The following is a 25,968-nucleotide window of genomic DNA, read 5'->3' on the forward strand; positions in this document are numbered from 1 at the left end:
CTTTTGATTGGCGCACCAGTCAATAAAAACTTCTCTGGGGAGAACACCAATGAAAAAACTGCTTATGACATCCGCTTTGGCGACGGTCGCCGCGACCTCGCTGGCCGCTGCCGAGTGTAGCGAAGTCACCTTCTCCGACGTCGGCTGGACCGACATCACCGCCACCACCGCCGCCACCTCTGTCGTGCTCGACGCGCTCGGCTATGACACCGAGACCAAGATCCTCGCCGTGCCGGTGACCTATACCTCCATGGCGTCCGGCGACATTGACGTGTTCTTGGGCAACTGGATGCCGACGATGGAAGGCGATATCGCCAAATACCGCGAAGAGGGTAGCGTCGATACCGTGCGCGCGAACCTTGAAGGCGCGAAATACACGCTGACCGTCAACAAGGCCGCCGCTGACATGGGCATCAAGACCTTCGCCGACATCGCTGCCAATGCCGACGCACTCGAAGGCAAGATCTACGGCATCGAGCCGGGCAATGACGGCAACCGTCTGATCCAGTCGATGATCGACGAGAATGCCTTTGAACTGGGCGACTTCGAAGTCGTCGAATCCTCCGAACAGGGGATGCTCGCTCAGGTGCAGCGCGCGAGCCGCAAGGAAGAGCCTGTTGTCTTCCTTGGTTGGGAGCCGCACCCGATGAACGCCAACTTCGACCTGACCTATCTTGAAGGTGGTGACGATTACTTTGGCCCCGATCTGGGCGGTGCGACGGTTTACACCAACACCCGCGCTGGTTTCGTCGAAGAATGCCCGAACCTTGGCAAATTTCTCCAGAACCTCGAATTCAGCCTTGAGATGGAGAATGAGATCATGGGCGCGATCCTCGATGACGGCGAAAAGCCGGAAGATGCCGCCGCCGCTTGGATCAAGGCGAACGCCGACGTGCTCGACACATGGCTGGACGGTGTGACCACCGTCGATGGCGGCGATGCGATGGAAGCTGTCGCTTCGTTGAAGTGATCCTCACGCTATGATGGAAAAGACCCGCTCCAGATTGATGGGGCGGGTCATTCTCATGCGCATTCTCCAATCCTGAAGGACTGACATGGACTGGCTGACAGAAAACAAGATCCCCGTGGCCGATGTGGCCGAAGACGCGCTGGATTGGTTGCAAACGAACGGGGCGTGGTTCTTTGACGGGCTGTCGGACCTGATGGAGCGGCTGATCGAGGCGATCCTCTGGGTACTGCAAACCCCGCATCCGCTGATCCTGATCGCCGTCTTCGCCGCGATCACTTGGGCCATTCAGCGCAACTGGAAAACCGTGGCATTTGTGGTGCTGGGCTTTCTGTTCATTCTGAACCAAGATTACTGGGAAGAGACGATGGAGAGCCTGACGCTGGTGCTCTCGGCCTGTGTGGTCTGCATGGGCGTGGGCGTGCCGATTGGCATCGCCGTCGCGCATCGGCCCCGGCTTTATGCTTGGGTGGCCCCGGTTTTGGACCTCATGCAAACGTTGCCAACCTTCGTCTATCTGATCCCCGCGATTGTCTTTTTCGGCATTGGCATGGTGCCCGGGTTGATCGCCACGGTGATCTTCGTTTTGCCCGCGCCGATCCGGCTGACGCAGCTTGGCATCTCCTCGACCCCCAAGGCGCTTCTTGAGGCGGCGCAGGCGTTCGGCGCCAAGCCGCGCCAGACGCTGTGGAAGATTGAGCTGCCCTATGCGTTGCCGCAGATCATGACGGGTCTGAACCAGACCATCATGCTGTCGCTGTCGATGGTGGTGATCGCAGCATTGGTGGGCGCAGACGGTTTGGGCGTGCCGGTGGTGCGTGCCCTGAACCAAGTCAACACAGGCTTGGGATTTGAATCCGGGTTGGTGATCGTTGTCGTGGCGATCATGCTCGACCGTATCCTGCGGGTGGGACGGAAATGACGAAAGCAGTAGAATTCGATAACGTATCCATCGTCTTTGGCGACAAGCCGGAGAAGGCGCTGCCGCTGATGGACGAAGGCCAAAGCCGCGCCGAGATCGAAGCGGCGACCGGGCAGGTGCTGGGCGTGCATGATTGCTCGCTCACCGTTGAGAATGGCGAAATCCTTGTGCTGATGGGCCTGTCGGGCTCGGGCAAATCAACGCTGTTGCGGGCGGTGAACGGGCTGAACCCGATGGTGCGCGGCACCGTGCGGGTTCATGCCGAGGGCTGGTCCTGCGATGTGCATGAGAGCAACGCGGCAGAGCTGCGCCGGGTGCGCCGTGAAGGCGTGTCGATGGTGTTCCAACAGTTCGGCCTGCTGCCCTGGCGCACGGTGCGCGACAATGTGGCGCTTGGTTTGGAACTGTCCAATGTGCCCAAGGGCGAGCGGTTGGAGCGGGCCGAGCGGCAGTTGAAGCTGGTGGGGCTCAGCGACTGGGCCGACCGCAAGGTGGGGGAGCTTTCGGGCGGGATGCAGCAGCGTGTGGGCCTTGCCCGTGCCTTTGCCACCGAAGCGCCGATCCTGCTGATGGATGAGCCTTTTTCGGCGCTCGATCCGCTGATCCGTACGCGTTTGCAGGATGAGCTGTTGGACTTGCAACGCGATCTCAACCGCACGATCATTTTCGTGAGCCATGACCTTGATGAGGCGTTCAAACTGGGCGGACGTATCGCCATCATGGAAGGGGGGCGTATCGTGCAGATCGGCACCCCGCGCGAGATTTTCTCGAACCCCGCGTCGGATTATGTGGCGGAATTCGTGGCCGATATGAACCCGCTGGAGGTGTTGACCGCCCGTGATGTGATGGAGCCAGCCGATGGGGCCGCCCATCCCGAGACCAGCGCCGAGACGCCGGTGCGGGAGCTGATGGACGGTCTGCGCGGCCCGGAGGCGGGTTTCGCGGTGATGGAAGAGGGCCGGCAGATTGGCACGGTGACGGCGCATAGCATCGTGGAACGGCTAAAACGCTAGGGCGGGGGCCACCCGCCCCGGCAGCGCTGTCTCACGGAGGGCAGCGCTGCCCTCCGCGGTTAATAGGGTCAGTTCGCCGCTGTCCCAAGTGTTTTCAAGATCGGACAATCCGGCCGGTCATCGCCAGCGCAGTCGCGGACCAGCGTGCTGAGCGTGTCGCGCATCTCTTGCAGGCCGCTGATCTTGGCCTCGATCTGGGCCAGATGGTCCTTGGCGATGGCGCGCACATCAGCGCTGGCGCGGTTCTTGTCCTCCCATAGCGCCAGCAGGTTGCGGCAATCTTCGATGCTGAACCCCAGCGTGCGGGCGCGGCCCAGAAAGGCGAGCTTGTGCATCTCGCTTTCGCGGAAGGCACGGTAGCCATTGGCGTCGCGCAGCGGTTTGACCAACCCGATATCCTCGTAATAGCGGATGGTTTTGGGCGGCAACCCGGTGCGTTGTGAGACTTCTCCGATGTTCATGGGACGATCCTATTCTGCGGCTACGTCTGCGGCCACGGGGGCGGCGGCCCGGGGGCCGTGGGATGGGGTGGCGCTCTCAGTCAGAGGGGCGGCGATCCAGCGCAGGCGCAGGGCATTGCTGAGAACGAAAACGCTCGACAAGGCCATTGCCCCGGCAGCCAGCGCGGGCGACAAGAGCCAACCGGTCAGCGGGTAGAAGGCGCCAGCGGCCACGGGGATCAGCAGGACGTTATAGCCGAAGGCCCAGAAGAGGTTTTGCCGGATATTCGCCATGCTGCGCTGGCTTACGTCGATGGCATTGACCACGGCGCGCAGATCGCCCGACATCAGCACCACATCCGCCGCTTCGATCGCCACATCAGTGCCGGTGCCGATGGCCAGCCCGACATCAGCCTGCGCAAGCGCGGGCGCGTCGTTGATCCCGTCGCCCACGTAGGCGATGCGGTTGTCGCCTTTTCTCAGGTCGTCGATGGCGGCCACTTTGCCATCGGGCAGCACCTCGGCGACGACGCGGTCGATGCCCAGTTGCGCCGCGATGGCCTCTGCCGTGCCGCGGTTGTCGCCGGTAATCATCGCCACTTCGAGGTTGAGGTCGTGCAGCCGCGCGATGGCCTCGGGCGTGCCGGGTTTGATCGGGTCCGCCACGGCGATGACCGCCGCTAGTTTGCCGTCGATCGCGGCGAAAAGCGGGGTTTTGCCGTCCTTGGCCAGATCCGCGCTGATCCGCTGGGCATTGCCCAGATCAATCCCCTCGCGGGTCATGAGCCGGTCCGCGCCAAGCGTGACACGGCGGCCTGCCACCAATGCGCTGACGCCGTAGCCGGTATGGGATTGGAAGTCGCTCACCTCGCGCGGCACGGGGCCAGCCGCTTCGGCCCGGCGCAGAATGGCTTGGGCGATGGGATGTTCCGAGCGCGCCTCGACCGCGCCGATCAGGGGCAGCACCTCATCTTCGGTCAGGTCGTCCATCAGCACCAGATCGGTAAGTTCGGGGGTGCCCTTGGTCAGTGTGCCGGTCTTGTCCAAGGCAACGGTCTTGACGCCCTGTAGGCTTTGCAGCGCATCGCCTTGCCGGAACAGCACGCCCAATTGCGCCGCCCGCCCGGTGCCGACCATGATCGACGTGGGCGTGGCTAGCCCCATGGCACAGGGGCAGGCGATGATCAGCACCGCCACCGCCGCCACCAATGCGTGGCTGAGCGAAGGGCCGAAGGCCAGCCACAGGCCAAAGGTCACCAGCGCCACGGCGATCACCGCGGGGACGAACCATAGGGTGATGCGGTTGACCAAGTCCTGAATGGGCAGTTTCGCGCCTTGGGCCTCTTCGACCATGCGGATGATCTGCGCCAGAACCGTGTCGCCGCCCACCTTGGTGGCGCGATAGGTCAGGCTGCCGGTGCCATTAATCGTGCCGCCGACGAGAGCCGCACCGCCGATCTTTTCCACCGGCACAGGCTCACCGGTGATCATGCTTTCATCGACATAGGATTGCCCTTCGACGACGATGCCGTCGGTGGCGATCTTCTCGCCCGGGCGGAGGTAGATGATGTCGCCCGTTTCGATCTTTTCCAAGGGCAGTTCGATGACGGCGCCGTCGCGCTCCACCCGTGCGCTGGTGGCGCGCAGGCCCATGAGCTTGGCAATCGCGGCCCCGGTGCGCCCCTTGGCGCGGGCCTCAAGATAGCGGCCCAGCAGGATCAGCGTGACGATCACGGCGGCGGCTTCGAAATAGACCACGCGGCTGCCTTCGGGCAGCAGCCCCGGCGCAAAGAGCGCGGTGACCGAGTAGAGCCACGCCGCCCCCGATCCGAGTGCCACGAGAGAGTTCATATCCGGCGCGCCCTTCGCCAGCGCAGGCAGGCCATTGCTATAGAAATGCCGCCCCGGCCATGCCAGCACGAGGGTGGTGAGGAGGAACTGGATGAGCCAGCTTGTCTCCGTCCCGATGGTCGCCGCGATCCAATGGTGAAAAGCGGGCACCAGATGGCCGCCCATCTCAAGCACGAAAACGGGTAAGGTGAGCGCGGCGGCCAGCAGGGTCATCCGTTTGAGGTGGATGGCCTCCGCTTCCTTACGCGTCGCGGCCTCGGGGGTGCCCGCCTCGGGCGTGTCGACGCTGGCGGGATAGCCCGCCTTTGCCGCCGCATCGCGCAGGGCGGGCAAAAGATCGGCGTCTTCCAATGTTTCGACTCGCGCCTCTTCGCTGGCGAGGTTGACCGTGGCCGAGAGCACCCCCGGCACCGCAAGCAGCGCGCGTTCCACACGGCCCAGGCAGGAGGCGCAGGTCATGTTTGACAGCCGCAACCGATGGGTGGTCTTGCGCGCCGGGTAGCCCGCCTGCGCCAAGGCGGTATCGAGCTCGCCCGCGTCAAGCGCGGGGTGTGCCGTCACGCGCACGGTTTCTGCCGCAAGATTCACCCGGGCCTCGTCGACCCCCTCCAGCGCGTTTAGCGCTTTTTCGACACGCCCCACACAGGACGCGCAGCTCATGTTCTGCACGCCAAACGTGAGTGTTTCCGCTTTGCCCATTTCACGCCCTCTATTCGTCTTGGGCTGAATATGGGGCTTCCAGTTGCTGGAGGGTCAATAGGTCATTTTCGGAAAATTGATTTGGTAGCACGGCGGCACAGGCGCGGCAGCTTTGGGCCCTGCTAAGGCACAGAGGCATATGCACAAGAGCGACCACCACCTATCCCTTCACCGCCCGTATAACCGGAAGCATATCTTAATACCTTTCTGCGTAAGTCCTCAGAACCCGCTTCGTCGCTAAGCTGTGTCTTAAAAGGTTGTGAGCAAAGATATGCATTTTTACACTTATTTTCTCGGCACGTTCACGGCGCAGCACTTGCGCCGCCTTTGGGCCTTGGCAGGGCAGGGGCCTTGGCTTCGGATGATCGCGGCATCGTTTTGGACATTGTTCTTGTTGGCTTTGCTGACCAGAGCCGCCTTGGCGCAGCAGCTCATTCTCAATCCCGTCGCCGCGCCCACCGTGGTCGGGGCGGGTGTGGGCGAGCGGGCCTTGTGGCGCAACGCGGGCACGGTTGGCGGGGTGTCGGTCGATATCGTCGGTGAAATGGCCTTTGCCGGGCGGGATCATATTTTCGCCTCGGGCAATGGGCAAATCCAGATTACCTCGACCGGGCAAGACCCGCATTTCATGGATTTCTACCTCTATGAAGCAGGCACCCATAACATCACGACCAATACCGGCGGGGTGCCGGTGGTGGCGGATGTTTTCTTTCAGATTAATGATATCGACGGTCCGTTGAACGAGCAGGTCTATGTGAACGTCTGCGACGGCACGGTTGAATATGTCCGCATTGACCGCAGCGCGACGACCTATCGGGGCTATATCGAAGGGCCGGATGCAAACCTCGGGACAGAGGTGTTCTATCTTGCCGGGGACCGCAACTATAGCAATCAGCCGGTATCGGGGCTTGAGATCTTCTACCCGCAGACTTCGACCTTCCGCTTTGGTCGGACCGCCAACAGTGGCTTCCTCGTCCGGCTCGCCAACCCGACCTATGACGACGCGCAGACCTATGACCTGCAATGCGGTGACTTCAAAGCGCCCGTTTTGCAGGACGATCTGAAAGAACAGGTGCTGAGCGAGCCTGTGGTGGTCAACATCCTGTTCAACGACAGTGTGGCGACTGAGAATAACAATGCACCGGCCAATAATTCGGGCCAGCCCAGCGAATATGCGAAACAGGCTGTCGATCTGATTCCCCCTGCCGGCGCGCAGAACATCGTGACCGATTCCGAAGGCCACCGGGTGGGTTTCGACATTCTGGGGGAGGGCACATGGAGCTATGACGACCTGACCGGGGAGCTGACCTTTACCCCCTTCGTCGCCTTCTTTGCCGCGCCGACGCCGATCAGCTACCGCTATCAATCGCCCATCATCCTGCCGAATGAGCCGCGGGCCTATTCCGCGCCCGCGCAGGTCTCGATCGATGTGGGCTCTGTCGGTCTGCTGAAACTGGCGCAATTGGTCGATACCAACCTTAACGGCTACGCCGATCCGGGTGAGACTATCGCCTATGTCTTTACCGCTGAGAACTTCGGCAATGTCGATCTGTCCAATGTGCAGCTTGCCGAGACGCAGTTCAGCGGCAAGGGCGTGCCCCCGGTGATCACCTTTCAGGCCGCCACGTCGCTGTCGCCCGAAGGCACGCTGCTGGTCGGGGAGAAGGCCGTCTATACGGCGACCTACACGCTGGTGCCTGAGGATTTGGACACCACGATCAGCAACCAAGCGCAGGTCACGGCCCAGACACCGGGGGGGACAGCAGTCTCGGACCTGTCGGATTCCGAGAACCCCGGTGACGGGGATGGCGTGGCGTCGAACGGGCCGGGCGAAGGGCGTGATGATCCCACGACGATCTACGCAGGCTCCGGCCCCGACCGGGGGGATGCGCCGGTCACCTATGGCGATCCGCAGCATGCGGACACCGCGCAATATTGGATCGGCGCGCTGAATGGTGACGGCGATGGCTCGGCGCAACATTCCGTCGATGGCACCGGCGATGACCTCGACGGTAAGGATGACGAAAGCGAAGAGAGCTTTCCCCAGCTCTATGGCGATCTGACCCGCACGGTGACCGTGGTGGTCAACGAACCCACCCCCGGCACCGGCTATCTGCAGGCTTTCGTCGATTTCGGCGGCGATGGCCTCTTCCTTGGCGATCAGGTTGCGACAGATATCCAAGACGGCGGGGCGCAAGACCTCGACGGGGTGGTGAATGGTGAGATTTCATTCCCCGTCAGCGTGCCGGTCACCGCCGTTCTGACCCCGACCTTCGTCCGACTGCGCTGGTCTTCGACCGCGGGGCTCGATGCGATCACCCCCGCCCCGGATGGGGAGGTCGAAGACTATGGCATCACCATCAAGACACCGCCCGACGCCGACCGGGGCGATGCCCCGGCGAGCTATGGCGATCCGCAGCATATCATCGAAGGCCCGGGCGCACCTGAGGTCTATCTGGGCAGCACACCGCCGGATATCGATCTGCTGACGCAGAACTCCATCGGGGCCACGGGGGATGATGCCGACGGGTCGGATGATGAAGACGGGGTGATCCTGCCGCAATTCTACCGTGGTGGTCTGGCCGAGATCACGGTGACAGTCAGCGATCTGATTGCCGCGCCGGGGTCGTCATATCTGCAGGCCTTTATCGACTTCGATGGCGATGGCACCTTTGACCAAGCCGGGGAGCAGGTGGCGGTGAACCTGCAAGACGGCGGCCCGCAGGATAAGGACGGCCTCAGCAATGGCACGATCCTTTTCGAAGTGGCTGTGCCCGCGGGGGCCACGACACTGCCTACCTATGCCCGCTTTCGCTGGTCGACCGACAGCACTGGCCTTGTCACAGCTTTTGAGGGGGAGGTGGAGGACTATACGCTCACCATTTCAAGCGATCCGCCGCCGCTGGTCTGCGATGCTTCGCTCTATGCCATCGTCGACAGCCCCTCAGCGCTGAGGCGTATGACCTTCCGCGATGGTGGGGGGAGCTATGCCACGACGGTTGAGACCTCGGGCAGCACCGGACAGAACCGCGACGGCGCCTGGGGCTATAACGCGCTGGACGGCTATATCTACGGCGTGGATCAAAGTAGCCGCAGGCTTTTCCGGATCGATGGCGCGGGCGACATTACGGACTTCGGTAATATCCCCGGGGCGGGGGATGCGTTGAACGCGGGGGATATTCTGCCGAATGGGCGGCTGATCTACGAAGTGGATCTGAATACATGGCAGATCGTCGATCTGAGCAATCCCGCCACGCCGATCGCCTTGGGCGAGATCAGCCTCTCCATCGGCGTCAATCCCGAAGACCTCGCCTTCAACCCCGTGGATGGCATCATGTATGGGATCGACAGAAACTCGGGCTTCCTGTTCCGCGCTGCGGTCAACAACGGCACCCCGGGGAGCGTGACACCCCAAGCGATCGGCCCTGCCGTCTATGCGGGCATGTTCGACGCGCTGTGGTTCGACCGTGACGGCAGGCTCTATGGCTATTCCAACACCACCAACAACCTCTTTGTCATCTCAACGGCGACAGGTGTGCCGCAACTGGTATCCGGCATTCCGGTCGATGAAGGCGGGCGCAGCGATGGCATCTCCTGCCGGGGGCCTGCACCGATCCCACTGGGGGGCATCTCGGGCAACATCTATGAAGACGCGGATGCCTCGGACGTGAAAGACAATGGGGAGACCAATTTCGGCGCGGGCGTGGGCATCTCGGTCTATGCCGACAATGGCACCCCGGCCAATACCGCCGATGACATCTTTCTAGCAACCACGGATACCTTGGCTGATGGCACCTATGCGGTGGGGGAGTTGATGGTGAACACGACCTACCGTGTCGCATTGGACGAGGCGGACCCCGATCTGCCTTCGGGGCTCACCATCGGCACGTCCAACCCGCTGCTTGGCGTTCCTGTCTCCGGCAATAGCGTGACAAGTGACCAAGACTTTGGATTCGATCCGGCTGGCAGTGACCTCGAACTCAGCAAAATCGCCGCCGCTACCGGGACCACGACACCGATCACCAATGTATCGGAGGGGGATACCATCGATTGGATCATCACCATCACCAATGTCAGCGGTGGCTCGCCCTCGGGGGTCAAAGTGATCGACCAGATCCCAAGCGGTTTCGCCTATGTCTCGGACGACGCGCCCGCGACGGGGGATACCTATGACCCCGACACGGGCTTGTGGTTCGTGGATGAACTGCTGAGCGGAGAGAGCGAGACCTTGACCATCACCACCACGGTACTCGGCAGCGGTGATTTCACCAATCAGGCCGAGATCATCTATAGCTCTCTGCCCGATCCCGACAGCGATCCCAGCACGGGGCCGCTGACCGATGACCTGTTCGACCAACTGCCCGACGATGACGAAGCCTCCTATTCCGTGACCCTCGTCACCGGAGAGCGGATTTTGACGGGCCGTGTCTTCATCGATAATGGGGCAGATGACGGTACCGCCCATGACGCCCTGCGCAACGGCAGCGAAGGGGGGGCATCTTCGGCGGTGTTGGAGATCCTCGACAGTGGCGGTGCGGTACTGGCCACCCCCGGTCTCGCGACCGATGGCACTTGGAGCTATGGGCTTTCTGGCAGCTACAGCGGGCCGATCACGATCCGCGCGATCCCGGCGAATGACTACCGGGCGATTTCGGAAGCGACGACCGGACTGCCCGATTTGGTCAACACCAACCCGCATGACGGTGAATTCACCTTCACGCCCGAGGCTTTCGGCAATCGCATGGGGCTGGACATCGGTCTGCTGCAACTGCCCAGTCTGACCAACGACCGGACCACGACCGTCGCACAGGGGCAGGTTGCGACCCTGCCGCATATCTATACCGCCACCTCAGACGGGCAGGTGACCTTCTCCTACGCCGGTGCCACTTCGACCCCCACCGGCGCGTTCAGCGCGGCGCTGTTCCAAGATATCGGCTGTGACGATAGCGTCGACGGGCCGATCACCGGCCCCATCGCCGTCACCACGGGGCAGACCATCTGTATCGTCTCACGGGTGTCAGCCGGTTCGGGCGCTGGGCAGGGGAGTACTTACGTCTATCAGGTGCTGGCGACCACGGCATTCGCCCGGACCACGGTGACCAGTTCGGCCAGCAATACCGATGAGGTCTCGGTCGGGGGGCGTTCGACCCAGATTGAACTGCGCAAAACGGTCGAGAATGAGACCCAAGGCACTGGGGAGGGCACCACCAACCTCGGCAGTGTGAATGATATCCTTCTTTACCGCATCTATCTGCAAAACAACGCGACCACGCAGGCGTCGAACGTCAAGATCTACGACAGAACCCCGCCTTATACGCAGCTGTCGGAGCCTATCGTCGATCCGCAACAGGTCTCGCCCAACCTCAGCTGTGATCTGGTGGTGCCGGCAAGCAATGTGGCCAGCTATGCCGGGACGATCGAGTGGAATTGCACGGGCCAGATGTTGCCGGGGGAGACGGGGGCCGTGCAATTCAGGGTCGGCATTCAATAGGTCGATAGTGCTTGTCGGAGTGGCGGTGCATTTTGATGCGCCGCCGCCCGTTTTTTGGCGGATGATCAACATTGATGCGCATAGGAAAACGGCACCTAGGCAGGGCTGTCGATCTTGGCATGGTGGACCCCCGTCATACGCGCGCTATCGCTTGCCTTCCCCCGCGGAGCCTGCAAACGGTAGAGTAAGCACCACGGGCCCCGTCGCCCCGACCAACCCCCCTAAGGACCGCCCATGACCAAGTTCTGCCTGACCGTGACCTGCCCCTCGCAACGCGGGATCGTTGCCGCCATCGCCAATTACATTGCCGAAACCGGCTGCAACATCACCGACAGCGCGCAGTTCGACGACACCGAAAACGGCCAGTTCTTCATGCGCATCAGCGCCGAGGCCGAAACCGGTGCCACGCTCGAAAGCCTGCGCGAAGGGTTCACAGCGGTCGCGGAACCCTTTGGCATGACCTATGAATTTCACGACCAAGACACCACGATGAAGGTCGTGGTCATGGTCTCGCGCTTTGGCCACTGCCTGAACGATCTGCTCTACCGTGTGCGCATCGGTGCGCTCCCGATTGAGATCGTCGCCGTGATCTCAAACCATATGGACTATCAAAAGGTCGTGGCGAACCATGACATTCCATTTCACTGCATTAAGGTGACGAAGGAGAACAAACCGCAGGCCGAAGCGCGGATCATGGAAGTGGTCGAGGAAACCGGCGCGGAGCTGATCGTGCTGGCGCGCTACATGCAGATTCTGTCGGACGCCATGTGCCAAAAGATGTCGGGGCGGATCATCAACATTCACCATTCCTTTCTGCCGTCCTTCAAGGGGGCGAACCCCTACAAACAGGCCTATGAACGGGGCGTGAAATTGATCGGTGCCACGTCGCATTACGTCACCGCCGATCTGGACGAGGGGCCGATCATCGAACAGGACATCGTGCGCATCACCCATGCGCAAAGCGCCTCGGATTATGTCTCGCTCGGTCGCGATGTGGAGGCGAGCGTCTTGGCGCGCGCGATTCACGCCCATGCCCACCACCGGGTCTTTCTGAATGGCAATAAAACCGTGGTCTTTCCCGCATCGCCCGGCAGTTACAGCTCCAAGCGAATGGGTTAGGGGCCACGGCCCCGCGTCTGCCGAATGCGGCGGGGGCGCGGGGCCATCGGGCGGCTTGGTCGCGCCTGTAGGCAGGCGTAAACTAGCGTCCAACAGCAGTGGATCAGCGCATGATTTAAAGAGAGAAGTGGTGCCCCCACACGGACTCGAACCGCGGACCTACTGATTACAAATCAGTTGCTCTACCAGCTGAGCTATAGGGGCACTGAGGGCTCATTTAGAGAAAGGAGCCGGGGGGTGCAAGAGGGGAAATGCGAGATTCTTTCGGATTTTACACGCGCGCCGGGACGGGCTATTCAACGCCGAGATTTTCAAGGGTAAGCAGAGTATCATGCAGCTCGTTTTGCACACAGGTGTTCATTTCACGGAAGACGAGCGGCTGCTGAAATGCCTGCTGCGCAATCAGGACGATTTCGCCAAGACGGGCGTCAAAGTGCCCGGGCCCAGCACCTATCGCAACCTGTTCCGTGACACGCTCAACGCGATGCATAAGGCGGAGCCGTCGGAGATGGCGCGGGACGTTTTGCTGGATGCGATCCTCGATGATGGGACAGCCAGCCGGGTGATCCTATCGGATGCGAATTTCTTCCGCTCGCCTGCCACGGCCCTGCAAGAAGGCGTGCTTTATCCCGCCGCCGCCGTGCGCATGCTGCGGATGGCGCAGCTTTTCCCCGAAGATGAGATTCGCATCTTTATGGCGATCCGCAATCCCGCCTCCCTCGTGCCGGTGCTTTATGAGAAAGCGGCGGATAAAACCTCGGCCGCGTTCTGGGGGGAGCGGGGGCCGGAGGACCTGCGTTGGTCCGAGACGATTGGCCAGCTGCGCGAGGCCGCGCCGGGGATTCCCATCACCCTGTGGTGCAATGAAGACGCGCCGCTTATCTGGGCGCAGATCATTCGGGAGATGGCGGGGCTGGCGCCCGAGACCAAGATCAAGGGCGGTTTCGATCTTTTGCAGACGATCATGTCGGAGGAGGGGATGAAACGCTTTCGCGGCTATCTCGACACTCATCCCGATATGTCCGAGGCGCAGAAGCGCCGCGTGATCACCGCGTTCCTCGACAAATACGCGCTGGAGGAAGAGATCGAAGAAGAGCTCGACATGCCCGGCTGGACCGAGGAATTGGTCGAGCGGATGACGGCGATCTATGACGCGGATGTCGAGGTCATCCGCGCCATGCCGGGCGTCACCCTGATCGCGCCCTAAGTCCCGGCCAATTCGGTGATCACGTCATAGGCCATGGCCACATCTTCGGCCGTGGCGGTGAAGGCACCTGCCTGAAAGCGGATCACGAATGCTCCGTCGATCCGGGTCTGGGTCAGGTAAATGCGCCCGTCGTCGTTGATCCGGTTCAGCAGGTCTTGGTTATGGGCATCGAGCTCTGCGGCACCGAGATGGCGGAAGGTGAAGAGCGAGAGCATCGGCTGGGTCACGATCTCGAACCCCTCCGTCGCGTCCAGCCGGGCGGCCAAATCCTGCGCCCATGTCACATGGTTGCGGATCATCTCGCGCAGCCCCTCCAGCCCATGGGCGCGGATCAGGAACCACAGTTTGAGCGCGCGGAAACGGCGGCCCAGCGGCACGGACCATTCGGAATAGTTCACCACGCCATCCGCGCCATGGGTCTTCAGGTACTCTGGCTGAATTGCCAAGGTGCGCACCAGATCGTCGGGATTGCGCAAAAAGTGGGTCGTGCAGTCAAACTGCGCCCCCAGCCATTTATGCGGGTTCATCACCACCGAGTCCGCCCGTTCGACCCCGGCCCAGAGACTGCGGAATTCAGGGCAGATCATCGCCGACCCGGCCCAAGCGGCGTCGACATGGGTGTAGAGACCTTCGGCCTCGGCCACATCCATCACGGCGGCAATGTCATCGCTGGCCCCCGCACTGGTGCCGCCAGTGCAGGCGATGATGCCTGCAGGCAGATGCCCCGCCGCGCGGTCGGCGGCGATGGCGGCGCGGAGCGCCTCGGCATCCATCGCGCGGCTCGCCCCTTGGGTCGGAATGCGGACAAGGTTCTCTTCGCCCAACCCCGCGATCCAGATGGCCCGGTCGACCGAGGTATGCACCTCTGCCGAGCAATAGACCCGCAGGCGCGGTTGGCCCGACAGCCCCGCCTTGTTGCCCTGCCAATCAAGCGCGCGTTCGCGCATTGTCAGCACGGCACAAAGCGTGGCGGAACTGGCGCTGCCTTGGATCACCCCGGTGAAGCCATCCGGCAGGCCGATCGCCTGACGCATCCAATCGCAAACGCGGGTCTCCAACTCCGTCGCTGCCGGAGAGGTCTGCCAAAGCATGCATTGCGCCGCGATGGCCGAGACGAAATATTCCGCCAGCACCGAGACCGGCGCGGCATTGGCGGGAAAATAGGCAAAGAAGCGGGGGTGCTGCCAATGGGTCATGCCGGGCATGAGAGTCTGTTCGAAATCGTCGAAGATCGCCTGCATCGCCTCGGCCCCTTCGGGCGGGGCATCGGGCAGGGCGGAAAGCACCGCGCCGGGGGCCACCTGCGCGCGCACCGGGCGGTTGCGCAGACCCGCGTGGTAATCGGCGGCCCAATCGGCGGCGCGGCGGCCCCAAGCTCGGAACTCCTCCCAATTCATGCGCCGCTCCCTTGCTGTGGAATTCTGGTTGTCATCCGCATTTCCTGCCCCATGTTGTTGTATTGTCTCACTGTTGTTCCGCTGGGCTTGACCTCTTCAAGAATGTTGTCGCAGCGGCTATGGTGGTCGTCACGCCCTTTTGGGCGGTCTTTGACTTGGTAAGTAGCGATCAGGAAACCGTCAAGAATGGCCCCAATGCCCCCCCTGCGCCGCACTGCCCGCTCCCTTCCGATTGCGCTTTTGCGCGCGCGGGAAAGGGTGATGGGGCCGATCCGCGAGATCTTGAACGAAAGCGGCATCTCGGAACAGAAGTTTCGCGTGCTGCGCGTGGTCGAGGAATCCGGCCCGATGGAGCAGACCGCACTGGCGCAGCAGGCCTGTCTGCTGCTGCCGAGCCTGACCCGCATGCTGCGCGCGATGGAGGAGGAAGGGCTGCTCAGCCGTGCCAGCGATCCCGATGACGGGCGCAAATCCATCGTCACCATCACCGATCAGGGCCGTCAGGTGATCCAAGACCACGCGGGTGATGCGGCGGCGTTGTTCTCTGACTTCGAGGCGCGTTTCGGCAAACAGCGAATGGAAGACCTGCTCGATATGCTCGAAGATCTCGTCAATCTGGACATGCAGAAAAAGACCGACGGGGAAAAGAAAGACTGACGGGAAAGGTGTTGGCGGGCAGGGCTATCCCCCGTTAACCGCCCGCCGTACCGCGCAGATCCCCGCCCGCGCCATGCGGCTGCCATCCGCCTCGGTCGCCGGTGCGCCCTGTTGCGACAGCGCCCGCAGATAAAGCGGTACAGCCCCGCCCGTGCCGATCACCGCCAGCGTTTGCCCCAGCCAATAGGCCCGCGCCGCCGCCAGTTCCGCCCCGATCAAAGTACCCGCCAGCCGCGCCTCTGCGGTGGGTGGCGGGATGTCTTGCAAGGCCAGTTCGGCCCGGATGGAGGCAAGCCGCCCCGCCATACGCTCGGGCCGCGACAGCCCATCGCTAAGCGCATCGTCAAAGGCCGTGTCGTCCAGCGCCGTGCCCTCGGCAGGGGTGCCATCGCCCAAAAGGCCCAGCAACTCCCCGGTCAGGAAGGTTTGAAAACTCACCACCTCGCCCGCGCTGATCTGCGCCCAGACTGACGTGGCCCCGGGCAGGCAGATCACCCCGTCCCAGTCTTTGTTGAGGCTCAGAAACCCCGCGATGCGCGTTTCGGCCCCTTGCAGCAGACCGCTGGGGCTCTGCTGGCGCAGGGGTGGGATGACCTGAAGGTCGAAGTTGTCGGTGGCGACAGCCGTTGTGCGTTCAGCCGTGGCGGCGCAGGGCACCATGCGCGGCGCGGCATCGGTCCTGCCTGCGGGCAAGCCAGCGACGAAGACCGGCAGGCGGGGCAGTTGCCACGGGGCGGTCAGCTTAGCGAGCGCGGCGTCGAAGGCCGCGAGGTCGCCGGGTTCGGCAGTCTCGCCATCGCTCGTGGCGCTCTCAAGCACCGATGCGCCCTGCATGGCCCAGACCTGCACCCGCCCCTCGTGAACCTCTACCGCCAGCCAATCTGCATTGCTCAAACCCGTCATCGCGCTGCCCTCGTCGTGGAATGTCTCAACGGCATAGGCCCAATGGCCTGCGGGTTCAACGCGTCCGCTGGACGCAAAAAGACGAACCACCAATTTGCTTCAAGCCTAAAATATTTATTCTTGAATGAAAAAGCGACTCGCCCTAGGCTCCCTTCCAAAGCGAACCAGAGGGGAATTTCGATGCGTGCAATCTGTCTTGGCGGCGGTCCTGCGGGGCTGTACTTCGCGATCTCTCTCAAGCTGCGCCAGCCCGAGGCCGATGTCACCGTGCTTGAGCGCAACCGCCCCGATGACACCTTCGGCTGGGGCGTCGTGCTCTCGGACGAGACGCTGGACAATCTCGAGGCCAATGATCCCGTCTCGGCCAAGGAAATCCGCAGCCACTTCGCCTATTGGGACGACATCGCGCTGCACCACAAGGGCAACACGATCCTCAGCTCCGGCCATGGCTTCTGCGGGATCGGGCGCAAGCGCCTGTTGCTGATCTTGCAGGAGCGGGCCCGCGAATTGGGTGTGAACCTGCAGTTCGAGACCGAGGTGAAAGCCGCATCGGAATACATGGACGACTACGATCTCGTGGTCGCCTCGGACGGGCTGAACTCCAAGACCCGGATGGAGTTCGAGGACACTTTCAAGCCCGACATCGACGTGCGCCGCTGCCCCTTCGTCTGGCTCGGCACGCATCAGAAGTTCGACAACGCCTTCACCTTCATATTCGAGAATACCGACAAGGGCTGGATCTGGGTCCACGCCTACCAATTCGACAAGGACACCGCGACTTTCATCGTCGAATGCAGCCAAGAGACCTTCGACGCCTACGGTTTCGGCGAGAAGACGCAGGAAGAGACCATCGCGATCTGCGAGGAGATCTTCAAAGACCATCTTGACGGGCACAAGCTGATGACCAACGCCAGCCACATCCGCGGCTCGGCCTGGATCAAGTTCCCGCGCGTGCTTTGCGAGAAGTGGAGCCACGAGAACGTCGTGCTGCTGGGCGATGCCTCGGCCACGGCGCATTTCTCGATCGGCTCGGGCACGAAACTGGCGCTGGAATCGGCGATCTCGCTCGCGAAACACGTCACCGACGACGCCGATCTGCCGACGGCCTTCGAGAAATACGAGGAGGCCCGCCGCCTCGAGGTACTGCGCCTGCAATCGGCGGCGCGTAACTCGGTCGAATGGTTCGAGGACGTGGAGCGCTACCTTGATCTTGACCCGGTGCAGTTGAACTACTCCATGCTGACCCGCAGCCAGCGGATCAGCCATGAAAACCTGCGCGAACGGGATGCGAAATGGCTCGAGGGGGCCGAGAAATGGTTCCTCGAACAGGCCGGTGCCGACACCAATGGCCCCGTGCGCGCGCCGATGTTCGCGCCCTTCCAACTGCGCGACATGAAGCTCGAGAACCGCATCGTCGTCTCGCCCATGGCGCAATACAAGGCCGTCGACGGCTGCCCGACCGATTGGCATTTCGTGCATTACGCCGAACGCGCCAAGGGCGGCGCCGGGCTGGTCTATACCGAGATGACTTGTGTGAGCCCCGAGGGCCGGATTACCCTGGGCTGCCCCGGTCTCTATGCGCCCGAACACGAGGCGGCGTGGAAGCGGCTCACGGATTTTGTGCATGCCGAGACCGAGGCCAAGATCTGCTGCCAGATCGGCCATTCGGGCCGCAAGGGCTCGACCCAGCTGGGCTGGGAGGAAATGGACGCGCCGCTGAAAGCGGGCAATTGGGACATCATCTCGGCCTCCCCGATCCCGTGGTCCGAGAACAACGCCGTGCCACGCGCCGCGACGCGCGAGGACATGGGCCAAATCCGCGATGAATTCGTCGAAGCCACCCGCATGGCCCACCGCGCCAACTTTGACATGGTCGAACTGCACGCGGCGCACGGCTATCTGATCTCGTCGTTCATCTCGCCGCTGTCGAACCAGCGCGAGGATGAGTACGGCGGCAGCTTGGAGAACCGCATGCGCTACCCGCTTGAAGTCTTCCGCGCCATGCGCGACGCATGGCCCGAGGGAAAGCCCATGGCGGTGCGCATCTCGGCCAATGACTGGGTCGAGGAGGACGGCGTGACCCCCGAGGAAGCGGTCGAGATCGCGCGCATGTTCAGCGAGGCCGGGGCCGACATCATCGACGTCTCCGCAGGCCAGACCTCGAAACAAGCCCAGCCCGTCTATGGCCGCATGTTCCAGACCCCCTTCAGCGACCGCATCCGCAACGACGGCGGGATCAAGACCATGGCCGTGGGCAATATCTACGAGGCCGACCACGTGAACTCGATCCTCATGGCGGGCCGCGCCGATCTTGTCTGCCTCGCCCGCCCGCATCTGGCCGATCCCTATTGGACCCTGCACGCCGCCGCCGCCATCGGCGACCGCCACGCCGACTGGCCGCTGCCCTACGGCCCCGGCCGCGATCAGGCTTGGCGTCTGGCGGACCGTGCGGCGGAGATGGAGAAAGTATGAGCCATATCGTCATCACCGGCGGCGGCACCGGCGTGGGGGCCGAGATCGCCCATGCGGTGGCCGCCACCGGCGCCAAGGTCACCATCATGGGGCGCCGCGAAGCGCCCCTGCGCGAACAGGGGCTGCCGTTTCAGACTTGCGACGTGACCGATCCGGAGGCGGTGCAGGCCGCCTTCGCCGCCGCGCGCGCCGAGAATGGCCCCATCACCGGCGTCGTCGCCAATGCGGGCGCGGCCCATTCCGCGCCTTTTCACAAGATCACCGCGCAGGACATGACCGACATGATGGCGGTCAATGTCACCGGCGTCTTCAACGTCTGGCAGGCGGCACTGGCGGAGATGAAGGAGGCCGGGCAGGGGCGGCTGATCGCCGTGGCCTCGACCGCGGGCCTCAAGGGTTACCCATATGTCGCGGGCTATGTCGCGGCGAAACACGGTGTCGTCGGCCTCACCCGCGCGCTGGCGCTGGAACTGGCGCGCACGGGCATCACCGTGAACGCGATTTGCCCCGGTTTCATCGACACGCCGCTTCTGGAACGCTCGGTCGAGAATATCACCAAGACCACCGGCAAGAACGCCGAGGAGGCCCGCGCCCTGCTAAAACGCGCCAGCCCCCAGAACCGCTTTGTCGAGACCTCCGAAGTCGCCGGTGCCGTGCTCTACCTGCTGTCCGATGCCGCGGCTTCGGTCAACGGCCACGCGCTGGCGCTATCGGGGGGCGAGGTGTGAGCAACGCGGCCAAGGATCGCGTCCGGCTCTGGCTGCGGCTGCTGAAAGTGGTGCGCGGGCTGGAACAGGAACTGCGCGACAGGCTGCGGCGCGAGCATAACACTACGCTGCCGCGTTTCGACGTGATGTCGGCACTCTCGCGCCATCCCGAGGGGCTGAAGATGAGCCAGCTTTCCGGCGTGCTGCGGGTGTCCAACGGCAATGTCACCGGCATCGCCGACCGCCTCAGCGAAGAGGGGCTGGTGGAGCGCATCCCCGTGCCGGGCGACCGGCGTGCGATGATGCTGCGGCTGACGCCTGAGGGGGCGGCGCAATTCGCCCGCCAAGCGCAGGCGCATGAAGACTGGATCAACGAAAAACTGCGCGGAATCTCCTCCGAGGAAGCCCGCGCCATGGCGGCCCGCCTACAAGCCTTCGCCGCCCAAACGGAAGAAGAGGAAAAAGCCAATGCGCAGTGAGGTGACGCATTTTCAATGCGAGATCAAAGACCGGATCGCCACCGTGCGGCTCGACCGGCCCGACCGCAAGAACCCGCTGACCTTCGACAGCTACGCCGAGCTGCGCGACTGGTTCCGCGATCTGGTCTATGCCGATGACGTCGACGTGGTGATCTTCGGCTCCAACGGGGGCAACTTCAGCTCCGGCGGGGATGTACATGATATCATTGGCCCTTTGACCAAGATGAATATGAAAGAGTTGCTGCAATTCACCCGCATGACCGGCGATCTGGTCAAGGCCATCGTGAATTGCGGTAAGCCGGTGATCGCCGCCGTCGACGGTGTCTGCGTCGGCGCAGGCGCGATCATTGCCATGGCATCGGACCTGCGGCTGGCGACGGCGGAGGCCAAGGCGGCTTTCCTCTTCACCCGCGTGGGCCTTTCCGGCTGCGACATGGGCGCCTGCGCAATCCTGCCGCGCATCATCGGCCAGACGCGGGCCGCGGAATTGCTCTACACCGGCCGCGCCATGTCGGCGGAAGAGGGCGAACGCTGGGGCTTCTACAACCGTCTGGTGACGGGCGAGACGCTGGAGGAAGAGGCCATGGCACTGGCCAAGAAAATCCAGGCCGGCCCCAATTTCGCGCATATGATGACCAAGACGATGCTGGCCCAAGAATGGGCCATGTCGATCGAACAGGCGATCGAGGCCGAGGCGCAGGCGCAGGCGATCTGCATGCAGACCGGCGATTTCGAGCGCGCCTACAACGCCTTCGTCGCCAAGGAACGCCCGGTCTTCGAAGGGGACTGAGCCGAATACGAAAGCCAAAAGATAACACGCGGGGAGGCGTAACCATGGCTGACAAAAGTTTTCTCGACTGGCCCTTTTTCGAGCCGCGCCACAAGGAACTGGCGCTGAAGCTCGACGACTGGGCCAAGCGCGAGCTGAAGAACGTGGATCACGGCGACACCGATGGCGCCTGCCGTGATCTGGTGACGATGATGGGCCAGGACGGCTGGCTGCGCCGCAGCGGTGCGGAAGGCGACGAGGTGCTCGACGTGCGCACGCTCTGCCTGATCCGCGAAACACTGGCGCGCCACGACGGGCTGGCGGATTTCTCCTTTGCGATGCAGGGACTTGGCACCGGGGCAATCTCGCTCTTCGGGACAGATGAGCAGAAGGCCGAATGGCTGCCCAAGACCCGCTCGGGGCAGGCGATCTCGGCCTTTGCCCTGACCGAGCCGCAGTCCGGCTCGGACGTGGCCAATTCCACCATGACCGCGAAGCCCGACGGCAATGGCTATGTGCTCAACGGGCGCAAGACATGGATCTCCAATGGCGGCATCGCGGATGTCTACACCGTTTTTGCCCGCACCCGGGAGGCGCCGGGCGCCAAGGGGCTTTCGGCCTTCATCGTGCCCGCCGACACGCCGGGGCTGAAGGTCGAGGAACGGCTCGAGGTCATGGCCCCGCATCCGCTGGCCACGCTGCATTTCGACGGGGTGAAACTGCCCGGCTCGGCGCTTCTGGGCGAGGCGGGCCGCGGCTTTGCCATCGCCATGTCGGTCCTCGACGTCTTTCGCTCCACCGTGGCCGCTGCGGCCCTCGGCTTTGCCCGCCGCGCGCTGGACGAGGCGCTCACCCGCGTGACCAGCCGTCAGGTGCAGGGCGCGCCCTTGAGCGAGTTGCAGATGGTGCAGGGCCATATCGCGGACATGGCGCTCGACGTCGATGCAGCGGCGCTGCTTGTCTACCGCGCCGCATGGACCAAGGACAGCGGCGCACCGCGCGTCACCCGCGAGGCCGCGATGGCCAAGCTCTTTGCCACCGACCAGGCGCAGAAGGTCATCGACAAGGCGGTGCAATTGCACGGCGGCGATGGTGTGCGCAATGGGGAGGCAGTCGAGCGACTTTACCGTGAAATCAGGGCCTTGCGCATTTACGAGGGCGCGTCGGACGTGCAACGTGTGGTCATCGCCCGCCAAACATTGGGAGCCATGTCATGAAGCTGCACCCGACCGGACACGAAGATACATTCGCCCGCGACAACCTGCCGCCCTTCGACCAATGGCCGGACCTTCTGCTCGAAGGCTTCGACTATCCAGAGCGCTTGAATGTCGGTGTAGAACTTACTGATAAGATAGTGGAAAAGGGTTTCGGAGATCACACTGCGCTGATCGGCAACGGTCGCCGGCGGACCTACAAGGAGTTAGCAGACTGGACCAACCGTCTGGCCGCGGCGCTGGTCGAGGATCTGGGCGTGAAGCCCGGCAACCGGGTGCTGATCCGCTCGGCCAACAACCCGGCGATGGTGGCCTGCTGGCTGGCGGCGACCAAGGCAGGCGCGGTGGTGGTCAACACCATGCCGATGCTGCGCGCGGGTGAACTTTCGGCCATCGTCGATAAGGCCGAAATCACCCACGCGCTCTGCGACACGCGGCTGATGGATGAGATGACGGCCTGCGCCAAGACCTCGAAATTCCTCAAGACCGTCGCGGGCTTCGACGGCACCAGCAACCACGATGCCGAGTTGGACCGTTTGGCGCTGGAAAAGCCGGTGCAGTTCGAGGCGGTGGACACCGCGCAGGACGATGTGGCGCTGCTCGGGTTCACATCAGGAACCACCGGTAACCCCAAGGCAACCATGCATTTTCATCGTGATCTTCTGATTATCGCGGATGGCTATGCGCGCGAGGTGCTCAGCGTCACCCCCGAGGATGTCTTCGTGGGCTCGCCGCCTCTGGCCTTCACCTTCGGGCTCGGCGGTCTTGCCGTCTTCCCCCTGCGTTTCGGTGCCGCGGCGACGCTTTTGGAAACCGCCAGCCCGCCCAACATGATCGAGATCATCGAGAAGTACAAAGCCACCGTCTGTTTCACCGCGCCCACCGCCTACCGCGCCATGATGCAGGCGATGGAGGAGGGCGCGGACCTTAGCAGCCTGCGCGCCGCCGTATCCGCGGGGGAAACGCTGCCCGCGCCAGTCTACCACGAGTGGCAGGAGAAGACCGGCAAGCCCATGCTCGACGGGATCGGGGCGACGGAGATGCTGCATATTTTCATCTCCAACCGTTTCGACGACCACCGCGCCGCCTGCACGGGCAAGCCGGTGACGGGCTACGAGGCGCGGGTGATCGACGCGGAGGGCAACGAGGTGCCCCGCGGCGAGGTGGGCCGTCTGGCGGTGCGCGGGCCCATCGGCTGCCGCTATCTGGGCGACAAAAGGCAGGCCGATTACGTGAAGGACGGCTGGAACATCACCGGCGACAGTTTCATTATGGACGAAGACGGCTATTTGCATTTCGCCGCCCGCAACGACGACATGATCATCAGCTCGGGCTACAATATTGCGGGGCCGGAGGTCGAAGCCGCACTTCTGAGCCATCCTTGGGTCAGCGAATGCGGCGTGGTCGCCGCCCCCGACGAGGCGCGCGGCTCCATCGTGCAGGCGCATGTGGTTCTGGTCGAGGGTACGCCAGAAGATACCAATACTGTCAAAACCTTGCAGGACCATGTTAAAGCGACGATCGCGCCTTACAAATACCCGCGCGATATTCGTTTCATCAAGGAACTGCCCAAGACCGCAACCGGCAAGATCCAGCGCTTCGCGTTGAGAGAGGACAAATGAGCACTTTCGACGAAGCCTCCAAAGGCGCCAAGATGGATTTCGCCAAGGACAAGTGCTATGGCGACTACCTCGGGCTGGACCAGATCCTGACCACCGAGAACCCGCTCGACATGGCGCATGACGGGCTGCTGTTCATCATCCAGCACCAGACGTCGGAGCTTTGGATGAAACTTGCAATCCACGAGCTGACGGCCTGTCGGAAGGCGCTGCAGGCGGGAGATTTACGTCCGAGTTTCAAGATGTTGACCCGCGTGGCACGGATCTTTGAACAGCTTAACTCCGCCTGGGATGTGCTGCGCACCATGACGCCAAGCGAATACACGCAGTTCCGACCCTACCTCGGCGCGTCGTCGGGCTTCCAGTCCTACCAGTATCGCCTGATCGAATATCTTCTGGGCAACCGCATCGCGGCGCTGACCAAGCTGCACGAACACACGCCCGAGCCGCACGCGGCGCTTGTAGCGGAGATGCAGCAGCCGAGCCTTTATCAGGTGGCGGTCGATCTGCTTTGTGACCGGATGGGGGTGCTCTCGCTCGCGGGCCAGCCCGAGCCGCGTGCATGGGAGGCTAAGCGAGAGGTGCAAGACCTCTGGCATAAGGTTTATGAAGACCCGTCAACCCATTGGGAACTCTACGAATTGGCCGAGAAACTTGTCGATCTTGAGGATTACTTCCGCCGCTGGCGGTTCAACCACGTCACCACCGTGGAACGCATCATTGGATTCAAACGCGGCACGGGCGGCACCTCGGGTGTGACCTACCTGCGCAAAATGCTCGAGGTGGAGCTCTTCCCCGAGCTTTGGCATGTGAGAGGAGCGCTGTAAGTGTCTGTTTTGAAAAAAGATCAGTTTGTCCTGCCCAAGGGCGTCATCTACCTCGACGGCAACTCGCTGGGGCCGCTGCCGAAGGCCGCCGCGGCGCGGGTGCAGGAAATGATCACGGACGAATGGGGCGAGATGCTGATCCGCGGCTGGAACAAGGCCGCTTGGATGGAGCAACCCGCCCGCGTCGGCAATATGGTGGCGGGGATCGTCGGCGCGCCCGAGGGCTCGGTCGTCATGGGCGACACGCTCTCGATCAAGGTGTTTCAGGCGCTGGCCTCGGCGCTGAAGCTGCGGCCCGGGCGCAAGGTGATCCTGTCGGACAACGGCAACTTCCCGTCGGACCTCTATATGGCCGAGGGGCTGGTGGGGCTGTTGGAGCAGGGCTATGAGCTGCGCACCGTGGCGCCCGAGGAGGTGACGGAGGCCATCGGCGAGGATATCGCCGCCGTGATGCTCACGGAGGTCGATTACCGCACCGGGCGCAAACACGACATGAAGGCGATCACCGAACTGGCCCATGCCAATGGCGCAGTGATGATTTGGGATCTGGCGCATTCCGCGGGCGCGCTGCCGGTGGACCTTGCAGGCTCCAACTGCGAATTCGCCGTGGGCTGCACCTACAAGTACCTCAACGGCGGGCCGGGTGCGCCGGGCTTCATCTACGTCCGCCCCGATCTGGCCGACGAGGTGCAACCGGCGCTGGCGGGCTGGCTTGGGCATCGCCAGCCCTTTGCCTTTGAGCAAAACTACCAGCCCGGGCAGGGGATCGAGCGGATGCGCGTCGGCACGCCGCCGGTCATTCAACTCACGGCGCTGGAAGTGGCGATGGAGCTTTGGGCCGATGTCGACATGCAGGCACTGCGCGAGGCCTCGGTGGCGTTGCAGGAGCAGTTCATCGAGGAGATCGAGCGCGACGTGCCGCAGCTGACGCTGGCGAGCCCGCGCAATAGCGCCGAACGGGGCAGTCAGGTCTCCTTCCGGTTCGAGGAAGGCTATGCCGCGATGCAGGCGGTGATCGACCGCGGCGTGATTGGCGACTTCCGCGCGCCCGACATCATGCGCTTTGGCTTCACGCCACTTTATCTGGACGCCGAGGATGTCTCCAAGGCCGTCGCGATCATCCGTGACGTGATGGAGAACCGCCTCTGGGACAACGAAAAATACAAGACCCGCGCGCGGGTGACCTGACAGTATCAGGCGCAGGCGTTAAGCTGG

General features: G+C 63.0%; 19 protein-coding genes and 1 tRNA gene. 15 read left to right on the forward strand and 5 right to left on the reverse strand.

Annotated features, from left to right (window positions below):
- The first annotated feature begins 49 nt into the window (after positions 1-49).
- The 3 genes from choX to choV all read left to right on the forward strand — a co-directional run bounded on the left by choX (position 50) and on the right by choV (position 2,902).
- Complete coding sequence (choX, locus tag ACGYLO_RS14250; RefSeq protein ID WP_394376864.1) at positions 50-970, forward strand: choline ABC transporter substrate-binding protein; 921 nt, start codon at positions 50-52, stop codon at positions 968-970.
- An 85-nt stretch (positions 971-1,055) separates the two neighbouring features.
- Entirely contained in the window at positions 1,056-1,889 is an 834-nt protein-coding gene (gene choW / locus ACGYLO_RS14255; protein WP_067260944.1) for a choline ABC transporter permease subunit, read from the forward strand.
- Positions 1,886-2,902 carry a choline ABC transporter ATP-binding protein gene (gene choV, locus ACGYLO_RS14260; protein ID WP_271689815.1) on the forward strand — a complete coding sequence of 339 codons (1,017 nt, stop codon included), beginning with the start codon at positions 1,886-1,888 and terminating at the stop codon, positions 2,900-2,902. Before choW ends, choV begins: the two co-directional genes overlap by 4 nt.
- Before the next feature lie 68 nt (positions 2,903-2,970).
- Here choV and cueR read toward each other — a convergent pair whose 3' ends face one another.
- Complete coding sequence (cueR, locus tag ACGYLO_RS14265; protein WP_067260948.1) at positions 2,971-3,363, reverse strand: Cu(I)-responsive transcriptional regulator; 393 nt, start codon at positions 3,361-3,363, stop codon at positions 2,971-2,973.
- 9 nt (positions 3,364-3,372) lie between these two features.
- Complete coding sequence (locus tag ACGYLO_RS14270; protein ID WP_271689816.1) at positions 3,373-5,892, reverse strand: heavy metal translocating P-type ATPase; 2,520 nt, start codon at positions 5,890-5,892, stop codon at positions 3,373-3,375.
- Positions 5,893-6,163: 271 nt separating this feature from the next.
- Between ACGYLO_RS14270 and ACGYLO_RS14275 the strand changes: the two genes are divergently transcribed.
- Both ACGYLO_RS14275 and purU read left to right on the forward strand, forming a co-directional pair.
- Positions 6,164-11,383 carry a DUF11 domain-containing protein gene (locus ACGYLO_RS14275; RefSeq protein ID WP_271689818.1) on the forward strand — a complete coding sequence of 1,740 codons (5,220 nt, stop codon included), beginning with the start codon at positions 6,164-6,166 and terminating at the stop codon, positions 11,381-11,383.
- Positions 11,384-11,617: 234 nt separating this feature from the next.
- Positions 11,618-12,502, forward strand: a complete 885-nt coding sequence (gene purU / locus ACGYLO_RS14280) for a formyltetrahydrofolate deformylase (RefSeq protein WP_271689820.1) — start codon at positions 11,618-11,620, stop codon at positions 12,500-12,502.
- Between the two features lie 128 nt (positions 12,503-12,630).
- Here the strand turns inward: purU and ACGYLO_RS14285 are convergent.
- Positions 12,631-12,706: transfer RNA gene (locus ACGYLO_RS14285), tRNA-Thr, on the reverse strand.
- A gap of 127 nt (positions 12,707-12,833) precedes the next feature.
- Between ACGYLO_RS14285 and ACGYLO_RS14290 the strand changes: the two genes are divergently transcribed.
- On the forward strand, positions 12,834-13,709 hold the full coding sequence (locus ACGYLO_RS14290) for a hypothetical protein (RefSeq protein WP_271689821.1): 876 nt from the start codon (positions 12,834-12,836) through the stop codon (positions 13,707-13,709).
- Here ACGYLO_RS14290 and ACGYLO_RS14295 read toward each other — a convergent pair.
- Entirely contained in the window at positions 13,706-15,106 is a 1,401-nt protein-coding gene (locus ACGYLO_RS14295) for a pyridoxal-dependent decarboxylase (protein ID WP_271689822.1), read from the reverse strand. The two genes, ACGYLO_RS14290 and ACGYLO_RS14295, sit on opposite strands and share 4 nt — an antisense overlap.
- A gap of 195 nt (positions 15,107-15,301) precedes the next feature.
- Between ACGYLO_RS14295 and hpaR the strand changes: the two genes are divergently transcribed.
- Positions 15,302-15,763 (forward strand): homoprotocatechuate degradation operon regulator HpaR, encoded by a 462-nt coding sequence (gene hpaR / locus ACGYLO_RS14300; protein WP_271689953.1) that lies wholly within the window; start codon positions 15,302-15,304, stop codon positions 15,761-15,763.
- 24 nt (positions 15,764-15,787) lie between these two features.
- Here the strand turns inward: hpaR and ACGYLO_RS14305 are convergent, their stop codons facing one another.
- Entirely contained in the window at positions 15,788-16,756 is a 969-nt protein-coding gene (locus tag ACGYLO_RS14305; protein ID WP_271689823.1) for a 2-dehydro-3-deoxygalactonokinase, read from the reverse strand.
- 90 nt (positions 16,757-16,846) lie between these two features.
- On the opposite strand from ACGYLO_RS14305, the gene ACGYLO_RS14310 reads away from it, so the two are divergent.
- From ACGYLO_RS14310 to kynU, 8 genes are read left to right on the forward strand one after another with little or no spacing between them, the layout of a single operon-like run.
- On the forward strand, positions 16,847-19,138 hold the full coding sequence (locus ACGYLO_RS14310; RefSeq protein ID WP_271689824.1) for a bifunctional salicylyl-CoA 5-hydroxylase/oxidoreductase: 2,292 nt from the start codon (positions 16,847-16,849) through the stop codon (positions 19,136-19,138).
- On the forward strand, positions 19,135-19,866 hold the full coding sequence (locus ACGYLO_RS14315) for an SDR family NAD(P)-dependent oxidoreductase (RefSeq protein ID WP_271689825.1): 732 nt from the start codon (positions 19,135-19,137) through the stop codon (positions 19,864-19,866). The genes ACGYLO_RS14310 and ACGYLO_RS14315 overlap by 4 nt, the downstream gene beginning before the upstream one ends.
- Complete coding sequence (locus ACGYLO_RS14320) at positions 19,863-20,324, forward strand: MarR family winged helix-turn-helix transcriptional regulator (RefSeq protein ID WP_271689827.1); 462 nt, start codon at positions 19,863-19,865, stop codon at positions 20,322-20,324. The genes ACGYLO_RS14315 and ACGYLO_RS14320 overlap by 4 nt, the downstream gene beginning before the upstream one ends.
- Entirely contained in the window at positions 20,314-21,114 is an 801-nt protein-coding gene (locus tag ACGYLO_RS14325; protein WP_271689828.1) for an enoyl-CoA hydratase family protein, read from the forward strand. The genes ACGYLO_RS14320 and ACGYLO_RS14325 overlap by 11 nt, the downstream gene beginning before the upstream one ends.
- A gap of 44 nt (positions 21,115-21,158) precedes the next feature.
- Positions 21,159-22,310 carry an acyl-CoA dehydrogenase family protein gene (locus tag ACGYLO_RS14330; protein WP_271689829.1) on the forward strand — a complete coding sequence of 384 codons (1,152 nt, stop codon included), beginning with the start codon at positions 21,159-21,161 and terminating at the stop codon, positions 22,308-22,310.
- On the forward strand, positions 22,307-23,929 hold the full coding sequence (locus ACGYLO_RS14335) for an AMP-binding protein (RefSeq protein WP_271689831.1): 1,623 nt from the start codon (positions 22,307-22,309) through the stop codon (positions 23,927-23,929). The genes ACGYLO_RS14330 and ACGYLO_RS14335 overlap by 4 nt, the downstream gene beginning before the upstream one ends.
- On the forward strand, positions 23,926-24,753 hold the full coding sequence (locus tag ACGYLO_RS14340; RefSeq protein WP_271689832.1) for a tryptophan 2,3-dioxygenase: 828 nt from the start codon (positions 23,926-23,928) through the stop codon (positions 24,751-24,753). Before ACGYLO_RS14335 ends, ACGYLO_RS14340 begins: the two co-directional genes overlap by 4 nt.
- Complete coding sequence (gene kynU, locus ACGYLO_RS14345) at positions 24,754-25,941, forward strand: kynureninase (RefSeq protein WP_271689833.1); 1,188 nt, start codon at positions 24,754-24,756, stop codon at positions 25,939-25,941.
- Positions 25,942-25,968 lie beyond the last annotated feature (27 nt).

This window comes from Sulfitobacter sp. 1A13353 (assembly GCF_043557255.1).
Classification (GTDB): Bacteria; Pseudomonadota; Alphaproteobacteria; order Rhodobacterales; family Rhodobacteraceae; genus Sulfitobacter; species Sulfitobacter faviae.